This is a genomic window from Flavobacterium sp. WC2409 (assembly GCF_041200085.1).
In the GTDB taxonomy this organism is placed as follows: domain Bacteria; phylum Bacteroidota; class Bacteroidia; order Flavobacteriales; family Flavobacteriaceae; genus Flavobacterium.
On the sequence record NZ_CP165625.1, the window covers coordinates 2,068,709 to 2,084,716 of the forward strand.

The 16,008-nt window shown below is 33.6% G+C and carries 16 protein-coding genes; 14 read left to right on the top strand and 2 right to left on the bottom strand.

What is annotated here, in order from left to right; all coding sequences use genetic code 11:
- The first annotated feature begins 170 nt into the window (after nt 1–170).
- The 3 genes from AB3G34_RS08870 to AB3G34_RS08880 all read left to right on the top strand — a co-directional run bounded on the left by AB3G34_RS08870 (nt 171) and on the right by AB3G34_RS08880 (nt 3,976).
- Nucleotides 171–3,362 (top strand): efflux RND transporter permease subunit, encoded by a 3,192-nt coding sequence (locus AB3G34_RS08870; RefSeq protein WP_369752183.1) that lies wholly within the window; start codon nt 171–173, stop codon nt 3,360–3,362.
- A gap of 73 nt (nt 3,363–3,435) precedes the next feature.
- Nucleotides 3,436–3,741, top strand: a complete 306-nt coding sequence (locus AB3G34_RS08875; protein WP_369752184.1) for a hypothetical protein — start codon at nt 3,436–3,438, stop codon at nt 3,739–3,741.
- A gap of 49 nt (nt 3,742–3,790) precedes the next feature.
- Nucleotides 3,791–3,976 (top strand): DUF2892 domain-containing protein, encoded by a 186-nt coding sequence (locus AB3G34_RS08880; RefSeq protein ID WP_367770923.1) that lies wholly within the window; start codon nt 3,791–3,793, stop codon nt 3,974–3,976.
- Nucleotides 3,977–4,117: 141 nt separating this feature from the next.
- Here the strand turns inward: AB3G34_RS08880 and AB3G34_RS08885 are convergent, their stop codons facing one another.
- Nucleotides 4,118–5,125, bottom strand: a complete 1,008-nt coding sequence (locus AB3G34_RS08885) for a type II toxin-antitoxin system antitoxin SocA domain-containing protein (RefSeq protein WP_369752185.1) — start codon at nt 5,123–5,125, stop codon at nt 4,118–4,120.
- Nucleotides 5,126–5,145: 20 nt separating this feature from the next.
- Complete coding sequence (locus AB3G34_RS08890) at nt 5,146–5,496, bottom strand: hypothetical protein (protein WP_369752186.1); 351 nt, start codon at nt 5,494–5,496, stop codon at nt 5,146–5,148.
- Nucleotides 5,497–5,983: 487 nt separating this feature from the next.
- Here AB3G34_RS08890 and AB3G34_RS08895 point away from each other — a divergent pair, with 487 nt between their 5' ends.
- The 11 genes from AB3G34_RS08895 to trpB all read left to right on the top strand — a co-directional run bounded on the left by AB3G34_RS08895 (nt 5,984) and on the right by trpB (nt 15,940).
- Nucleotides 5,984–7,066: a DNA alkylation repair protein gene (locus AB3G34_RS08895; RefSeq protein ID WP_369752187.1), complete on the top strand. Its 1,083-nt coding sequence runs from the start codon at nt 5,984–5,986 to the stop codon at nt 7,064–7,066.
- Between the two features lie 58 nt (nt 7,067–7,124).
- Nucleotides 7,125–7,655: a GNAT family N-acetyltransferase gene (locus AB3G34_RS08900; protein WP_367770933.1), complete on the top strand. Its 531-nt coding sequence runs from the start codon at nt 7,125–7,127 to the stop codon at nt 7,653–7,655.
- Nucleotides 7,656–7,987: 332 nt separating this feature from the next.
- Nucleotides 7,988–8,443: a MarR family winged helix-turn-helix transcriptional regulator gene (locus tag AB3G34_RS08905; protein WP_367770936.1), complete on the top strand. Its 456-nt coding sequence runs from the start codon at nt 7,988–7,990 to the stop codon at nt 8,441–8,443.
- 11 nt (nt 8,444–8,454) lie between these two features.
- The gene (locus AB3G34_RS08910; protein ID WP_367770939.1) at nt 8,455–9,087 is read left to right on the top strand and encodes an NAD(P)H-dependent oxidoreductase; all 633 of its coding nucleotides are present in this window, start codon (nt 8,455–8,457) and stop codon (nt 9,085–9,087) included.
- A gap of 40 nt (nt 9,088–9,127) precedes the next feature.
- A complete protein-coding gene (locus AB3G34_RS08915; protein ID WP_369752188.1) occupies nt 9,128–9,694 on the top strand; it encodes a YceI family protein in 567 nt (188 codons plus the stop codon).
- A gap of 334 nt (nt 9,695–10,028) precedes the next feature.
- The gene (locus AB3G34_RS08920) at nt 10,029–11,429 is read left to right on the top strand and encodes an anthranilate synthase component I family protein (protein ID WP_367754089.1); all 1,401 of its coding nucleotides are present in this window, start codon (nt 10,029–10,031) and stop codon (nt 11,427–11,429) included.
- Nucleotides 11,430–11,523: 94 nt separating this feature from the next.
- Entirely contained in the window at nt 11,524–12,087 is a 564-nt protein-coding gene (locus AB3G34_RS08925) for an aminodeoxychorismate/anthranilate synthase component II (protein WP_367770943.1), read from the top strand.
- Between the two features lie 46 nt (nt 12,088–12,133).
- Complete coding sequence (trpD, locus tag AB3G34_RS08930) at nt 12,134–13,126, top strand: anthranilate phosphoribosyltransferase (protein WP_369752189.1); 993 nt, start codon at nt 12,134–12,136, stop codon at nt 13,124–13,126.
- 84 nt (nt 13,127–13,210) lie between these two features.
- Nucleotides 13,211–13,996: an indole-3-glycerol phosphate synthase TrpC gene (gene trpC / locus AB3G34_RS08935; protein ID WP_367770949.1), complete on the top strand. Its 786-nt coding sequence runs from the start codon at nt 13,211–13,213 to the stop codon at nt 13,994–13,996.
- 110 nt (nt 13,997–14,106) lie between these two features.
- Nucleotides 14,107–14,745 carry a phosphoribosylanthranilate isomerase gene (locus AB3G34_RS08940; protein WP_369752190.1) on the top strand — a complete coding sequence of 213 codons (639 nt, stop codon included), beginning with the start codon at nt 14,107–14,109 and terminating at the stop codon, nt 14,743–14,745.
- Between the two features lie 13 nt (nt 14,746–14,758).
- Nucleotides 14,759–15,940, top strand: a complete 1,182-nt coding sequence (gene trpB / locus AB3G34_RS08945) for a tryptophan synthase subunit beta (RefSeq protein WP_369752191.1) — start codon at nt 14,759–14,761, stop codon at nt 15,938–15,940.
- Nucleotides 15,941–16,008 lie beyond the last annotated feature (68 nt).

A 16,008-nucleotide genomic window follows, 5' to 3' on the forward strand; every position in this document is an offset into this window, starting at 1 on the left:
TTAAGGTTTAAAAATCAGAACACCTAAACTGAAAACGAATAAAATAAATGTCATTGTTAATTCCAGCGTGAGGGATAGAAGTGAAAATCCTTTATGTTTTTTCTTTAAAAACATAAAGATTGAAACGAATAGCCCGACCCTTGTGGTCACGCCCAAATAAATAAAAAATTATGCAAGAAGGAATTTCAGGTAAAATCGCCAATTTTTTCATCAATTCAAAACTAACCATTTTGATGATGGTGGGTTTGATGATCATTGGTGTATATAGTTCTTTTCTCATTCCAAGAGAAGAAGAACCACAAATTAATGTTCCTATGGCCGACGTCATGGTGGGTTATCCAGGAGCGAGTCCTACAGAAGTAGAAAGTCGTGTGGCTAAACCGCTAGAAAAAATCATCTCGAATATTAAAGGGGTGGAACACGTGCATACGATGGCTATGAATGGTCAAGCGATGCTTATTGTTCAGTTTTACGTAGGTCAAGATGTGGAGCGTTCGTATGTAAAATTATACGACGAACTAGCAAAACACGAAGATATGTTCCCAAAAGGAGTGTACAAACCAATGGTAAAAACACGTTCTATTGATGATGTTCCTATGCTTGGAATCACGCTTTGGAGCGACAAAATGGACGATTTTCAATTGCGTCAAATTGCTGAAGAGGTAACTTCGGAAATTGAAAAAGTAAAAGATGTTGCTATTACAAAAGAAATTGGTGGACGTAGTAGAACACTAAAAGTAGTTTTAGACAAAGATAAAATGGCCGAGAATGGCATTGATGCTTTGGGTATCATGCAAATGATTCAAGCCAATAACAGTAGTTCTCAATCGGGAAGTTTTGTAAATCAAGATCAAGAATATTTGATTACTACAGGTAAATTCTTAACCTCAGCCGATGATGTAGAAAATCTTGTTGTAGGTGTCAATAAAAATATGCCGGTTTACTTAAAACAAGTGGCTACGATTCAAGACGGACCATCGACTGCTAGAAATTATGTGTCTTTTGGTTATGGTAAAACAAACGAAAACTATAAAAGCGCCCAATCTGAATATCCAGCGGTTACGATATCTGTAGGTAAAGTAAAAGGGGCTGATGCCATGAAAATTTCGGAGAAAATCATTGAAAAAGTAAACCATTTAAAATCGAACTTGATTCCGAACGATGTTCATGTTGAGGTAACTCGTAATTATGGAGAAACAGCATCAGACAAAGTGGGTGAATTGTTAATGCACTTAGGAATTGCAATTTTGGCGGTTACGATCTTAGTGATGTTTGCTATGGGCTGGAGAGGTGGATTAGTAGTATTCTTCTCGGTACCATTGACTTTTGCATTGACATTGTTCAGTTATTATATGCTGGATTATACGTTGAACCGTATTACACTTTTCGCCTTGGTATTCGTGGTGGGAATTGTCGTCGATGACAGTATTATTATCGCAGAGAATATGCACAGGCATTTCAAGATGAAGCGATTACCCTTTAAACAAGCCGCTATTTACGCGATAAATGAAGTAGGAAATCCAACGATTTTAGCAACATTTACGGTTATTGCTGCTATCTTACCAATGGCATTTGTATCAGGAATGATGGGGCCTTATATGAGTCCGATGCCTATAGGAGCTTCGATTGCCATGATTTTATCACTGTTTGTTGCCTTAACTGTTACGCCTTATTTAGGATATCATTTATTGCAAGAAAAAGACGAGCAAGGTCATAAAGAAGCCGAAGGTTTAGAAACTAATTTTATTTATAAAATATACAACAAGCTAGAGCGTCCTTTATTGGAAAGTAGCATGAAACGTAGAGTGCTTGTAGGAGTAACTGTTTTATTACTGTTTGGTTCTGTTGCTATGTTTTTTACCAAATCAGTTTTAGTAAAAATGTTGCCATTTGACAATAAAAATGAATTTCAAGTGGTAATTGATATGCCTGAAGGAGCAACTCTGGAAAGAACATCAGCGGTTACTAAAGAAATTGCGCAATATTTAACGACCATTCCTGAGGTTGTCAATTATCAAAACTACATTGGAACATCGGCTCCAATCACTTTTAACGGATTAGTTCGTCATTATGATTTGCGTGGTGGAAGTAATATGGCTGATATTCAAGTAAATTTATTACACAAAGAAGATCGAAAATTACAAAGTCACGACATTGCAAAAACGGTACGTCCTGAAATTCAGAAGATAGCTAAAAAATATGGTGCAAATGTAAAAATTATCGAAGTTCCACCAGGACCTCCTGTATTATCAACATTGGTTGCTGAGGTTTACGGACCAAATTACAAAGACCAAATTAAAGTAGCGCAACAAGTAAAAGACATTTTACATAAAACAGATGGAATTGTAGATATCGATTGGACTGTAGAAGACAATCAAGTTGAATACAAACTGGAAGTGGACAAAGAAAAAGCAATGCTGAACGGGATTGCACCACAACAAATCGTGGGGAACTTAACTTATTTATTGAAGGAATATCCTGTTTCTAATTTGTATGCTGAAAATTCTAATGACAATGTAGGTATTGTGCTTTCGCTAGACGATAAAGACAAAACAAGCTTGCAAGACATTCAGAACTTAAAAATAAAAGGAACTCAAGGGAATATGATTCCTGTAAGTGATTTGGTAAAAGTAAAAACAGATACGCTACAAAAAACCATTTATAGAAAAGATCAAAAACGGGTAGTTTATGTAACCGCTGATATGGCTGGAGCGTTAGAAAGTCCTGTGTATGCCATTCTGGGAATGACCGAGAAATTGGACAAAATGAATATTCCAAAAGGTTATAAGGTCAATGAATTGTACATGGAACAACCTACGGATGAAAGTGATTTCACTGTAAAATGGGATGGAGAATGGCAGATTACTTTAGAAGTATTCCGTGATTTAGGTGTTGCCTTTATGGTAGCCATCGTAATCATCTATATGTTAATTGTAGGCTGGTTCCAGAACTTTAAAACACCCATCGTGATGATGCTTGCTATTCCGTTATCGTTAATAGGGATTGTATTTGGTCACTGGTTATTGGGCGCTTATTTTACTGCTACTTCTTTCATTGGTATGATTGCCTTGGCAGGAGTTATGGTGAGAAACTCGGTTTTACTGATTGACTTTATCGAAATCCGACTGAATGATGGTATCGAATTAAAACAAGCGATTATAGAGGCTGGAGCAGTAAGAACCTCCCCTATTCTATTGACAACTGGAGCTGTAGTTATAGGAGCATCTATCATCTTATTTGATCCATTGTTTCAAGGATTGGCTATTTCATTAGTATTTGGAGCTATTGTTTCTACTATTTTAACATTGATTGTAGTGCCGTTGATTTATTATGTGACGGAGAGAAAGAAATGGGAAAAATAAAAATTGTTCAAAGTTTAAGGTTTAAAGTTACAGCACTAAAACCTTACACTTCAAACCTTAAACAAAAAAACAAATGAAACTACTTATCATAACAGCCATCGCGGCATTTGACGCAGCCATCAAAAAAATGCTTAAAAAAGCAGATGTAAAAACATTTACCTATAAGGAGGTGACAGGATTTAAAGATATTTCTGAAGAACCAATTGAAAGTAATTGGTTTGGAAGCGAAATGAATGAAAACGAATCTATTTTGTATTATGCTTTTGTAAAGAAAGAAAATGTAGATCTGTTTTTTGAACTGGTAAATGAATTTAATTTGGAACAAAAGACTTTGTCCAATATTCATATTGCCGTATTAAACATCGAAAAATCAAATTAACAACTCTTAAATTAGAGGAGAAGATTGCTTCATTCCTCGCAATGAAATTATGAAAAATAAAGTATTTAGAATTATCGTGGGATCTTTTATCTTAATCAGTTTGTTATTGACAATCTATGTAAATCAAAACTGGATGTGGTTTACCGTTTTTATAGGCGTTAATTTAATTCAATCTGGTTTTACCAAATGGTGTTTACTAGAGACTATTTTAACTAAAATTGGTTTGAAAGACTAATTCTAGTTTTTATATAAAATTCAAAACCCGAGTTGTTAAAGCAGCTCGAGTTTTTTTATGGATTGGAGAGAAGTAATCGATAAAACGTAAAAAGTTGTATATATTTGATGGTATAAGTTACTTGGCAAACATTTGAAAAAATCAGACGTGAATTAATTCAAATGCATAATTATAATCTATTAAACTTTTGCTTTTTTCATTCTCTAACCAAGCTTTTTCCTCATGGCTTTTCCCCATTATTTGAGTAGCATTGCAACCTCTGAATGTATTTACAATAACGTTTAAAGACTCTATTTCTTCGGAATTGAATAATTCTGAATTAAAATCTTTTTGACTGGATTTATAAAAGCATTTACCCCAATATCCATTTCCATAATCTTCCACTTTCATGAAAATATAGTCCTTATTTACAGCGTAATCAAATATACCTCCAAATCTTACTGGAACTGGACCATAATTATGCGCCATATAATTTGCGCCACTTATTGAATATGCTGTATTCTTATAATTATAAAAATCAGAATAAAATAATAATTTATTCATCATTGTTTCCGTAGGATTCAGCTTTTCAGCAAAAAACAAAATCATATTTGACATCTTTTCCATATCAGGTTTTCTATAACCTGTATAATTATCAGGTAACCTATTTTCAAATAAAATGCCTACATAATTTTTATCATCTTTGCTTTCTCGATAATTTTCAATGACAACTTCAATCCTTTTAAGGATTTTTATTTTTTCTTCATCATTCAAATCATTGTTTAAATCAACTAATAACTTAAAGTTCAAAATACTATTTGAAACCGTATTAATTAAATTAGCATTTGCTAAACTTGGAACTTCCCCCTTTTCATAATTCCTATAGCTATTCGTCCCAAAACCCAATATTTTGGACATCATACTTGCAGATAAACCATAAGTATTCCTCAATTTAATAATTTGGTCCGGAAATGGGATATTATGCTTATCCCTATATTGATTATACACTTGATTTAAATTAAATTCATCCATCTCTGTGGTTGTAAATGATTCTCCGCTATCTGCACAATAATAACTTTTGTGATTATATTCGAATTTTTCTTTTCTAAATTCCAAAATACTTTTTTCAATTTGTAAGGTCATTTCCTTACCTGTGATTGGACTTTTCATAATTAATTTGTTTTTTTAGTTTAATCCTTAAGAGGGAATTCCATTGGGAATTCAGCCTTATGAAAAGAAATACAAATTGCTTGGTCTGTGATTTTTGAAATAGTCAACTTAATATAAATTTGCTGACCTTTAATTGTTTTACCGAAAACCCACATTTCAGCTCCCCCTTGTTGAGTTTCCTCTAAAGGACCTTCACTATAATCATCAATTTCTAGATTGAAAATTATTTCTTCACGCATTTTGGCAGTAATACTTAAATCCGCAAGATTTTGAATACTATTTTTGGGGCGATTGGAGAAGATAATGCCCCATACTTTAATAATCTGCTTCAGTTTTTGCAAAAAAGATTTTGCAATTGCTTTATCCGCCATCTTAACGTGTTAAATTATATGCAAATATATAAACATTAAAATAAAAAACACTATAAAGTTGAACTATTAACAAAATATAAACAATTAAACAACTTTAAAGTTTATAAAAAAAACAAACATTAGTTTAATTTAATGATTTGTCTATATTTTTAAAGGCTTGGTATTGGCTCATTAACACCGAAAGCAAGCCTCGAGAATGTTATAACAATTAAAAAATACAAAAAATAACCAATAAACAACTCGCCCTATCTTCCAATACAATTTATTCTTTTTTCAAAATTACAGAACGCAAACGCTCCTCATTATCATCACCCCAATGACCTAAAACTGGAATCACCGGAATCAGTGTTTTTCCAAAATCAATGAAAAACGTATTTCATCATTGAAAATAACGGTTTAATTATTTTCTTAACAAAACGAGATAGACCTTAAAATAAAGAAAATGCTACCTTTGTTGGTGGCATTTTCTAATTAGTAAAAATAAAATATGGCAGCAGAATTGAAGGAGATGTTCAATAAAAAATTCTATGAGCGTTTAGCAACAGCATTTAATAATGCAGATGAAAATTTTAATACTACAAAATTCATTGATGAAGTAACTATTGGATTAGAAAACAGGTCGTTAAATGAACGATTGCGTTTTACATCCATTACACTTAAAAATCACCTTTCTTTAGATTTTAAAGAAGCGATACAACTATTAAACAAGGTAATTCCAAACAGTCCAACAGGTTATACGGCACTTATTTTTCCTGATTATGTGGGGCAATTTGGTATTCATGATTTTGAAACTTCCATGGAAGCACTGGCTTATTACACCCAGTTTGGCTCCTCTGAATTTGCCATTCGGGAATTTTTAAAACACGATTTTGATAAAACCATTGAAGTAATGAAAGTATGGGCAAATTCTCCCAATCATCACATACGAAGACTGGCTTCCGAAGGTTGCAGACCTCGCCTACCTTGGGCTATGGCTATCCCTGAACTTAAAAAAAATCCTTCTCCTATTCTGCCCTTATTGACCAATCTAAAAGCAGATAGCTCAGAATATGTTAGAAGAAGCGTAGCAAACAATCTTAACGACATTGCGAAAGACAATCCAAAAATCGTTATTGAAATTGCCACCAAATGGAAAGGACACAGCAAGGAGACCGATGCCATTATAAAACACGGTTGTAGAACCTTGTTAAAGCAAGGAAACACTGAAATTTTAAAACACTTTGGACTTGATAGCTCAAATGTAGCCATCGCCAATTTTGAAATAAGTACTCCAAAAGTAGCTATTGGAAACCATTTGGAGTTTTCGTTTTCTGTTCAAAATAATAATGAAAAACAACAAACGGTGCGACTTGAATATGCGGTTTATTATCTTCGACAAAACGGCCAACTTTCAAAGAAAGTATTTAAAATAAGTGAACGTCTTTTTGAGCCCAAACAATCTTCTGATATTATAAGAAGGCAAAGTTTTAAACTCATTACGACTCGAAAATTTTATACCGGACAGCAAAAACTTTCGATTATCATAAACGGAGAAGAAAAAGATAGTGCTGCATTTGAACTGATTGATTAGAAATCATCTCCCAATACCCAAATAGTGCGTATATTCGGTACCAACAAAACAAAGCCAAATGAACTTTTCATCTTTTCCAAAAATAAAAACAGAGCGTCTATTATTACGAAAAATAGAAGAATCAGATGCTCCAGTGATCTTATACTTACGCTCGGATGAAACCATTAATCAGTTCATCGAAAGACCTGAGAACCGAAAAACAAAAACACTCGAACAAGCCTTACAATTTATTACCGATATCAATCAAGACTTCGAAAACAATAAATCGGTGACTTGGGGAATCGTTTATAATAACCAACCTGAACTTATTGGTACCATTTGTTTTTGGAATTTTTCGGACAACCATACCATTGCTGAAGTGGGTTATGGTTTAAGTCCTGAATTTCAAAATAAAGGAATCATGACAGAAGTGCTACAGCGTATTATCGATTTTGGTTTTAACGAACTAAAACTCGCCAAAATAGAGGCATTCACACATACTAAAAACGAAAATTCTAGAAAACTACTAGAAAAATGTGGTTTGCAATTCATACAAGATCGAAAAGATGATGATAATGATTCCAATGTTATTTACGAGATCCTAAATTAGAAGAGTTAGCTTTTTTATCTTAATAGTAAGTAAATTATCTTACAATGGGAACTCAAAGCAAATCTAAAAAAGGGATTCAAAAAGAGCTACACCCTACTTCTGTCTCCTTTTAAAACTAATCTAAAAACCACAATTTCATACTAATTAAAAAATACGGCTTTTAGATTGAACATATAACTACTTCAAAAAAAAACACATAATACACTAAAAAACAAATACTTATAAGCTAATCGATTCCGTCTAAATAAAATAATAACAAATAATTAACTTAACACTTGTATATACAAATAAAAAAAGTGTTACATTTGTACCAACAAATAAGATAAGGTATTATGAAAATTGAAGATGAAATAAAAAGCACCATACCATTAGATATTTCAAAAAAAATTATTTTGAATATTTTATATACTCAAAATATCACAAATGAAAAATTTAATGAGGTGATGAAACCTTATGACATCTCTGGAGAACAATATAATGTTTTACGAATTTTAAGAGGTCAAAAAGGAAATCCAGCTAACATGTGTGTGATACAAGAACGCATGATAGCAAAAACCAGTAACACCACTCGCTTAGTTGATAAATTGTTATTAAAGAATTTCGTGACTAGAAATGTTTGTCCTGAAAACAGAAGAAAAATTGAAGTGATGATTACTCAAAAAGGATTAGATGTTTTAACTGAATTAGATCCTAAAGTAATAGAACATGAAAAACACTTCTCGAAGAATTTAAATACCGAAGAGTTAGAATTATTAAATGAATTATTAGAAAAATACAGAAATCAATAAATATAAAAATTATGAATACCTTTTTAGATAAACAAAACTGGCGTTATGCTACAAAAAAGTTCGATAGCTCAAAAAAAATTACTGAATCTGATTTAGATTTTCTTAAAGAAGCAGTTCGTTTAAGCGCTTCTTCATTTGGACTTCAACTGTACAAAGTGATAATTATTGAAAATCCAGAAATTAAGGCACAATTATTGCCCGTTGCTTATGGTCAATCTCAAATTACTGATGCTTCGCATTTATTTGTTTTTGCCAATCAAACAAACGTAGGAAATACAGAAATTGATGCTTACTTAAAAAACACAAGTGAAATTAGAGAATTGCCATTGGAAGCATTAGCAGGATATGGTGATTATATTAAAGGGTTTGTGAATCCAATTCCTGAAGATGCTAAAAATGTTTGGACAGCAAAACAAACATATTTGGCTTTAGGAAATTTATTGAATGCCGCTGCTGAATTAAACATAGATGCAACTCCAATGGAAGGTTTTAATGCAGCACAGTTTAATGAAATATTAGGATTAGACAAACTAAACCTAAACGCAGCTGTAATAGCACCAGTTGGATACCGTCATACAGAAGACGATACCCAACATTACAAAAAAGTTAGAAAATCAAACGAAGATTTATTTATCACATTATAATTAGTAATCAAAATTCAATTCAAACAAAAAAATTAAACAAATGAAAAAATTAAAATCAATTGCATTAGCATTAGTAGTAGTTTTATCTACAGTATCAGTATCTGCACAAACAAAAAAAGTAGATGCATCAGCAAGTACAATCAGCTGGGTTGGAAAAAAAGTAACTGGACAACACAATGGAACAGTAAATCTTAAAGACGGTGCACTTGTTTTTAAAGGAGCAAAATTAGTAGGTGGAACTTTCACAGTTGACATGACTTCATTGACTTCTACTGATCTTTCAGGTGAATACCAAGGAAAATTAAACGGTCACTTGAAATCAGAAGATTTCTTCGGAACTGAAAAATTCCCAACTTCTACATTAGTTTTCAAAAAAATTGGAGCAAAAGCTAAAAATGTTTACACGGTTACTGCTGATTTAACAATTAAAGGAATCACTAAACCAGTAACTTTTGATATCGCTGTGAACGGAAATACAGCAACAACAGCATTCAACGTAGATAGAACTAAATATGACATTAAATACGGTTCAGGAAGTATTTTTGATAACCTTGGAGACAAAGCAATCTCTGATGAATTTGAATTAGCAGTAGCTTTAAAATTCTAAATATTATATAATAATACCACGTTTACTAATTCACCCAACAAGTAATTGTTGGGTTTTTTATTTCAATCTATCTAATAATCTAACAAAAAAGATTAAAAAATTAGATTTTTTTTAGTTTATTGTATTTGAATAACCAATTTACATTTATATATTTGTAACATGAAAACAACAATAAACAATACTTGGTGGTGGAACAATTTACGTCAATAGTCGTGAACTAAGCTCCTATAGTATTATCAAATATAAATATAAAAGGCTTGTCATGACGACAGGCCTTTTTTTTGTGCTAAAAAGTTGCCTTTCATCAAATTATAAATCATAAAAATTATTTCAATTGAAACTATTTACTTTAAATACTAAATACAAACAAATACTTGCAGATACGATAACTCCTGTGAGTGTTTATTTAAAAATACGTGATAAATTCCCTAATAGTTTATTGCTTGAAAGTAGTGATTATCATGGAAGTGACAACAGTTTTTCTTACATCTGTTGCAATCCTATCGCTTCGATAAAAATCGAAAACGAAACTATTTTCAAAACCTATCCTGATGGGACTTCTGAAAAAATAGCGATTGATGAAAATACTTCAATTCCAGAAGTTATTCAAGAATTTTCACACCAATTCAAATCAGAAAAAAATGATTTTAAATTCATAAACAATGGGTTGTTTGGATATATCTCTTATGATGCAGTTCGTTATTTTGAAAAAGTAAAAATTGCCAAAAAAGAAAATAGCAATACCATTCCTGATGTGTATTATGCCGTATACCAAAATATAATTGCGATTAACCATTTCAAAAATCAAGCTTATATTTTCTGTCATAGTTTAGACGGAAGAAATAATATTTCAGAGATGGAGCAACTGTTACAATCAAGAAATATTGCCTCTTATAAATTTACCAAAGAAGGAGAAGGTTTCTCTAACTTAACTGATGAAGAGTTTAAACACAATGTGGCTCTGGCCAAAAAGCATTGTTTCCGTGGAGATGTATTTCAATTAGTATTATCACGCCGTTTTACTCAAGGTTTCAAAGGAGATGAATTCAATGTCTATAGAGCATTAAGAAGCATCAACCCATCCCCTTACCTCTTCTTTTTTGATTATGGTGATTTCAAAATATTTGGCTCTTCGCCCGAAGCTCAAATTATAGTTAAAGACCGTAAGGCAGAAATTCATCCTATAGCAGGAACGTTCAAACGTACCGGTGATGATGAAAAAGATGCGGTTCTTGCCAAACAATTATCTGAAGACAAAAAAGAAAATAGCGAACATGTGATGCTAGTCGACTTAGCTCGTAATGATTTAAGTCGCAACGGCCATAACGTAAACGTAGAACGCTATAGAGAAGTGCAGTTTTTCTCTCATGTAATTCATTTAGTTTCAAAAGTAACGGGGCATTTACATGAAAAAGCCACTACAATGCAAGTGGTAGCGGATACTTTCCCAGCTGGAACATTGAGTGGAGCACCTAAACACAGAGCGATGCAATTGATTGAAGATTACGAAAAAACAAATCGTAATTTCTACGGTGGCGCCATCGGTTTTATGGATTTTGAAGGCAACTTTAATCACGCGATAATGATACGAACATTCTTAAGTAAAAATCACCAATTGCATTCGCAAGCCGGCGCCGGAATTGTAGCCAGCTCTGATGAAGAAAGCGAAATGCAAGAAGTATATAACAAATTAAGAGCATTGAATACCGCACTTGATTTGGCAGAAACAATTTAAAAAATAATTAAAAGATTTAATAATTTAAGTATTTAAAGATTACTCGAAATGAGCTTTTTTCAATCTTTAAATCTTTCAATTTTCAATAAAAAAAATGAAAATACTAGTTATAGATAATTACGATAGTTTCACATACAATCTGGTACATTACCTAGAGGATTTAAACTGTGAAGTGACAGTATATAGAAACGATGAATTTGATATAGATGAAATAGCGCGTTTTGATAAAATACTACTTTCTCCAGGTCCTGGAATTCCAGATGAAGCAGGATTATTGAAAGCTGTAATTCAAAAATACGGTCCTACCAAAAGTATCTTTGGAGTATGTCTTGGTCAACAAGCCATTGGTGAAGTATATGGAGGAACGCTTTCTAATCTAGACAAAGTGTATCATGGTATAGCTACCAATGTAAAAACCGTTGTCGACGATGAACTTTTATTTGAAGGATTAGGTAACGAATTTGAAGTAGGACGCTACCATTCTTGGGTGGTTGATGCCAGTTTACCCGATGTACTTGAAGCTACTTCATTCGACGAAAATGGACAAGTAATGTCGTTGCGTCACAGAACCTATGATGTACGCGGTGTACAATTTCATCCCGAAAGTGTTCTGACACCAAACGGGAAAAAAATGCTAGAGAATTGGGTTAAAGCATAATGTTCAATTTTTAGAACTTGAAACCTAAAACTTTAAACAAAAAAAAATGAAAAACATACTAAATAGATTAATCAACCACGAAATGCTATCCAAAGAAGAGGCAAAAAATGTATTGATTAATATCTCAAACGGAAGTTATAATCCAAGTCAGATTTCCGCTTTTTTAACCGTGTATATGATGCGTAGCATTAGTATTCAGGAACTTGCAGGATTTAGAGAAGCACTATTGGAATTGTGCATTCGTGTTGATTTAGCATCCTATAATGCTATTGATTTATGTGGAACTGGTGGTGACGGAAAAGACACTTTCAATATCTCTACATTGGCTTCATTTATAGCGGCTGGTGCGGGGATTAAAGTCGCCAAACATGGTAATTACGGTGTTTCTTCCATCTCTGGATCTAGTAATGTCATGGAAAAACTAGGAATCAAATTCAGTAATGAAAATGACTTCTTGGAAAGAAGTATTAATAAAGCTGGAATTTGTATTTTACATGCTCCCCTTTTTCATCCCGCTATGAAAAATGTAGGTCCAATCCGAAAAGAATTGGCCGTAAAAACCTTTTTCAATATGTTAGGACCAATGGTAAATCCTTCCTTTCCAAAAAATCAGTTGGTGGGTGTTTTCAACTTAGAACTAGCTAGAATGTATGCGTATTTATACCAAAATACCGATGTGAATTTCACTATTTTACATTCATTAGATGGCTATGATGAAGTTTCATTGACTAGCCCAACAAAGATTATCACTAGCAGTATGGAAGGAATGTTATCCCATGAAAGTTTTGGTGTTCCCCATTTATCACAAAGTGAAATCGAGGGAGGAAAAACAATCGATGAGTCGGCACAAATGTTTATTGATATCCTATCAGGTATAGGCAATGAAGCACAGAATAATGTAGTATGTGCCAATGCAGCTATGGCAATTGCAACAGTTACAAAATGTACGCCTTTGGAAGGTTTCGCTCAGGCCAAAGAAAGTTTACTTTCAGGAAAAGGATTAAAAGCGTTGAAAACGTTGCAGGAGTTAAGTAAATAAAAAAATAGTTTAAGGTTTAAGGTTTAAAGTTGCTCAAAACGGGGACTTTAAACTTTAAACAAAGAAAACTTTAAACAAATAACAATGAACATACTCGATAAAATAATAGTTGATAAAAAACGAGAAGTCATTCTCAAGAAATCCATCATTCCCGTTTCGCAATTGGAAGCTTCGATTTTCTTTGATAAAAAGACTATTTCATTAAGTGAAAACTTAAGAAACAGTACTACTGGAATCATTGCGGAGCACAAACGTCGTTCTCCTTCAAAATCAGTTATCAATCATAGTTTTACCGTAGAAGAAGTGGTAAAAGGATATGAAACTGCCGGTGCTTGTGGTATTTCAGTATTGACTGATGGGAAATATTTTGGAGGTTCTTTGGATGATTTGCTTTTGGCAAGAGCTTCAGTGAATATTCCGCTATTGCGAAAAGAATTTATTGTCGATGAATACCAAATCCTAGAAGCCAAAGCACATGGAGCCGATTTGATTCTACTAATCGCAGCGGTTTTAACGCGTGACGAAATCAAATTATTATCTGAGTTTGCCAAAAGTTTAGGTCTCGAGGTTTTACTTGAAGTGCATAACCAAGAAGAATTAGAAAAATCAATCATGCCTACCTTAGATATGATAGGTGTGAACAATAGAAACCTAAAAACCTTCGAGGTAAGTTTGGATTTCAGTAAGCAATTGGCTGATAAAATCCCGAATGAGTTCGTCAAAGTTTCCGAAAGTGGAATATCGTCAATCGAAGCCATAACCGAATTAAAGCCGTATGGATACAAAGGTTTTTTAATTGGTGAAAACTTCATGAAAACAGATAATGCTGGTCAAGCTGCAGCAGAATTTATAAAGCAATTAACTCGTTAGAGAAAAGAAAAAAGAGCAAAGAATAATATAGAATAAAATTAAAGCAAAGCTTAGCGAACTTCGCGAAACCCTTGCGCACTTTGCGGTTAAATACGTTTAAATAAAAGATTATGAAAATCAAAATCTGCGGTATGAAATATCCCGACAATATTCTCGAACTAGGACCGCTCCTACCCGATTATATGGGATTTATATTTTGGGAAAAGTCAGCGCGCTATTTTGATGGAATTATTCCTGAATTGCCAAAATCAATAAAAAAAACGGGCGTATTTGTCAATGAATCGATAGCAAATATTGTTGAAAAAGTAAAGCAACACGATTTACAAGCCGTACAATTGCATGGCAAAGAATCAGTGGTTTTTTGTGCCGAATTAAAAAAAACATTGTTAAAGGATATCGAAATCATAAAAGTATTTTCAATTTTGGATACCTTTGACTTTGAACAGCTTAAACCATTTGAATCGGTTTGTGATTATTTCCTTTTTGATACCAAGGGAAAATTACCTGGCGGAAACGGAACCACATTTGATTGGAAAGTATTAGAGAACTACCCTTCGTCAAAACCCTTTTTCCTAAGTGGCGGAATAGGACTCGACGAAATGGAAGCGGTTAATGAAATTTTAAAAACCAATTTACCTGTTCATGCAATTGATCTAAACAGTAAATTTGAAATAGAACCAGGATTAAAAAATATATCATTCTGTAGAGAAGCCCTGCAGTGCGTCTCCACGTTGAATGATCCACAATAAAAAAAATAAAAAGATGTCATACAACGTAAACGAAAAAGGCTATTATGGTGAATTTGGAGGAGCCTACATTCCTGAAATGTTATATCCAAATGTAGAAGAGTTGCGTCAAAATTATCTAAAAATCACGGCTGAACCTGAATTTCAAGCCGAGTTTGACGCGCTACTTAAAGATTACGTAGGTCGCCCTACACCATTATATTTTGCAGAACGTTTATCTGAAAAATACGGAACTAAAATCTACCTAAAAAGAGAAGATTTATGCCACACTGGTGCACACAAAGTCAACAATACAATTGGACAAATCCTTTTAGCCAAGCGTTTAGGTAAAAAACGCATCATTGCCGAGACTGGTGCTGGTCAACACGGTGTGGCAACTGCCACCGTATGTGCCTTGATGGGACTGGAATGTATTGTATACATGGGAGAAATTGACATCAAACGTCAGGCGCCAAACGTAGCACGTATGAAAATGTTAGGTGCCGAAGTTCGTCCAGCACTTTCAGGTTCAAAAACCCTAAAAGATGCTACAAACGAAGCGATTCGCGACTGGATTAACAACCCTGTAGATACGTATTATATCATTGGATCAGTGGTTGGACCTCATCCGTATCCAGATATGGTAGCGCGTTTCCAGTCGGTGATTTCTAAGGAAATTAAAGAACAACTACTAGAAAAAGAAGGTCGTGAAAACCCAGATTATGTAATCGCTTGTGTAGGTGGTGGTAGCAATGCCGCTGGTGCTTATTACCATTTTCTAGACAATCCTGATGTAAATATTATAGCTGTTGAAGCTGCTGGTTTAGGTGTGCATTCTGGTGAAAGTGCTGCAACTTCTGCTTTGGGAAAAGTGGGGGTTATTCACGGAAGTAAAACTTTGTTGATGCAAACGCCTGATGGACAAATTACCGAGCCGTATTCTATTTCGGCAGGGTTAGATTATCCTGGTGTTGGACCTATGCACGCCCATCTATTTGCTTCGGGTAGAGCACAATTCATTTCAATTACCGATGATCAAGCCATGAATTGGGGATTGCAATTGTCCAAAATGGAAGGAATTATCCCTGCCATCGAGAGTGCTCATGCCTTTGCTGTACTAGACGAAATGAAGTTCAAAAAAGAAGATATTGTGGTCATCAATCTTTCGGGACGTGGCGATAAAGATTTAAATACCTATATCGATTATTTCAAATTATAGTTGGGTATACCCTGAATTTATTTCAGGGCGTTACCGTTTACCCTGAAAAAGTTCAGGGCAAGCGGTCG

Coding starts and splice junctions, on each gene's coding strand:
- AB3G34_RS08900 (WP_367770933.1), top strand. CDS start 7,125: ATGAACTTTTCATCTTTTCCAAAAATAAAAACAGAGCGTCTATTATTA.
- AB3G34_RS08925 (WP_367770943.1), top strand. CDS start 11,524: ATGAAAATACTAGTTATAGATAATTACGATAGTTTCACATACAATCTG.
- AB3G34_RS08885 (WP_369752185.1), bottom strand. CDS start 5,125: ATGAAAAGTCCAATCACAGGTAAGGAAATGACCTTACAAATTGAAAAA.
- trpC (WP_367770949.1), top strand. CDS start 13,211: ATGAACATACTCGATAAAATAATAGTTGATAAAAAACGAGAAGTCATT.
- AB3G34_RS08870 (WP_369752183.1), top strand. CDS start 171: ATGCAAGAAGGAATTTCAGGTAAAATCGCCAATTTTTTCATCAATTCA.
- trpB (WP_369752191.1), top strand. CDS start 14,759: ATGTCATACAACGTAAACGAAAAAGGCTATTATGGTGAATTTGGAGGA.
- AB3G34_RS08880 (WP_367770923.1), top strand. CDS start 3,791: ATGAAAAATAAAGTATTTAGAATTATCGTGGGATCTTTTATCTTAATC.
- AB3G34_RS08905 (WP_367770936.1), top strand. CDS start 7,988: ATGAAAATTGAAGATGAAATAAAAAGCACCATACCATTAGATATTTCA.
- AB3G34_RS08910 (WP_367770939.1), top strand. CDS start 8,455: ATGAATACCTTTTTAGATAAACAAAACTGGCGTTATGCTACAAAAAAG.
- AB3G34_RS08875 (WP_369752184.1), top strand. CDS start 3,436: ATGAAACTACTTATCATAACAGCCATCGCGGCATTTGACGCAGCCATC.
- trpD (WP_369752189.1), top strand. CDS start 12,134: ATGAAAAACATACTAAATAGATTAATCAACCACGAAATGCTATCCAAA.
- AB3G34_RS08890 (WP_369752186.1), bottom strand. CDS start 5,496: ATGGCGGATAAAGCAATTGCAAAATCTTTTTTGCAAAAACTGAAGCAG.
- AB3G34_RS08940 (WP_369752190.1), top strand. CDS start 14,107: ATGAAAATCAAAATCTGCGGTATGAAATATCCCGACAATATTCTCGAA.
- AB3G34_RS08915 (WP_369752188.1), top strand. CDS start 9,128: ATGAAAAAATTAAAATCAATTGCATTAGCATTAGTAGTAGTTTTATCT.
- AB3G34_RS08895 (WP_369752187.1), top strand. CDS start 5,984: ATGGCAGCAGAATTGAAGGAGATGTTCAATAAAAAATTCTATGAGCGT.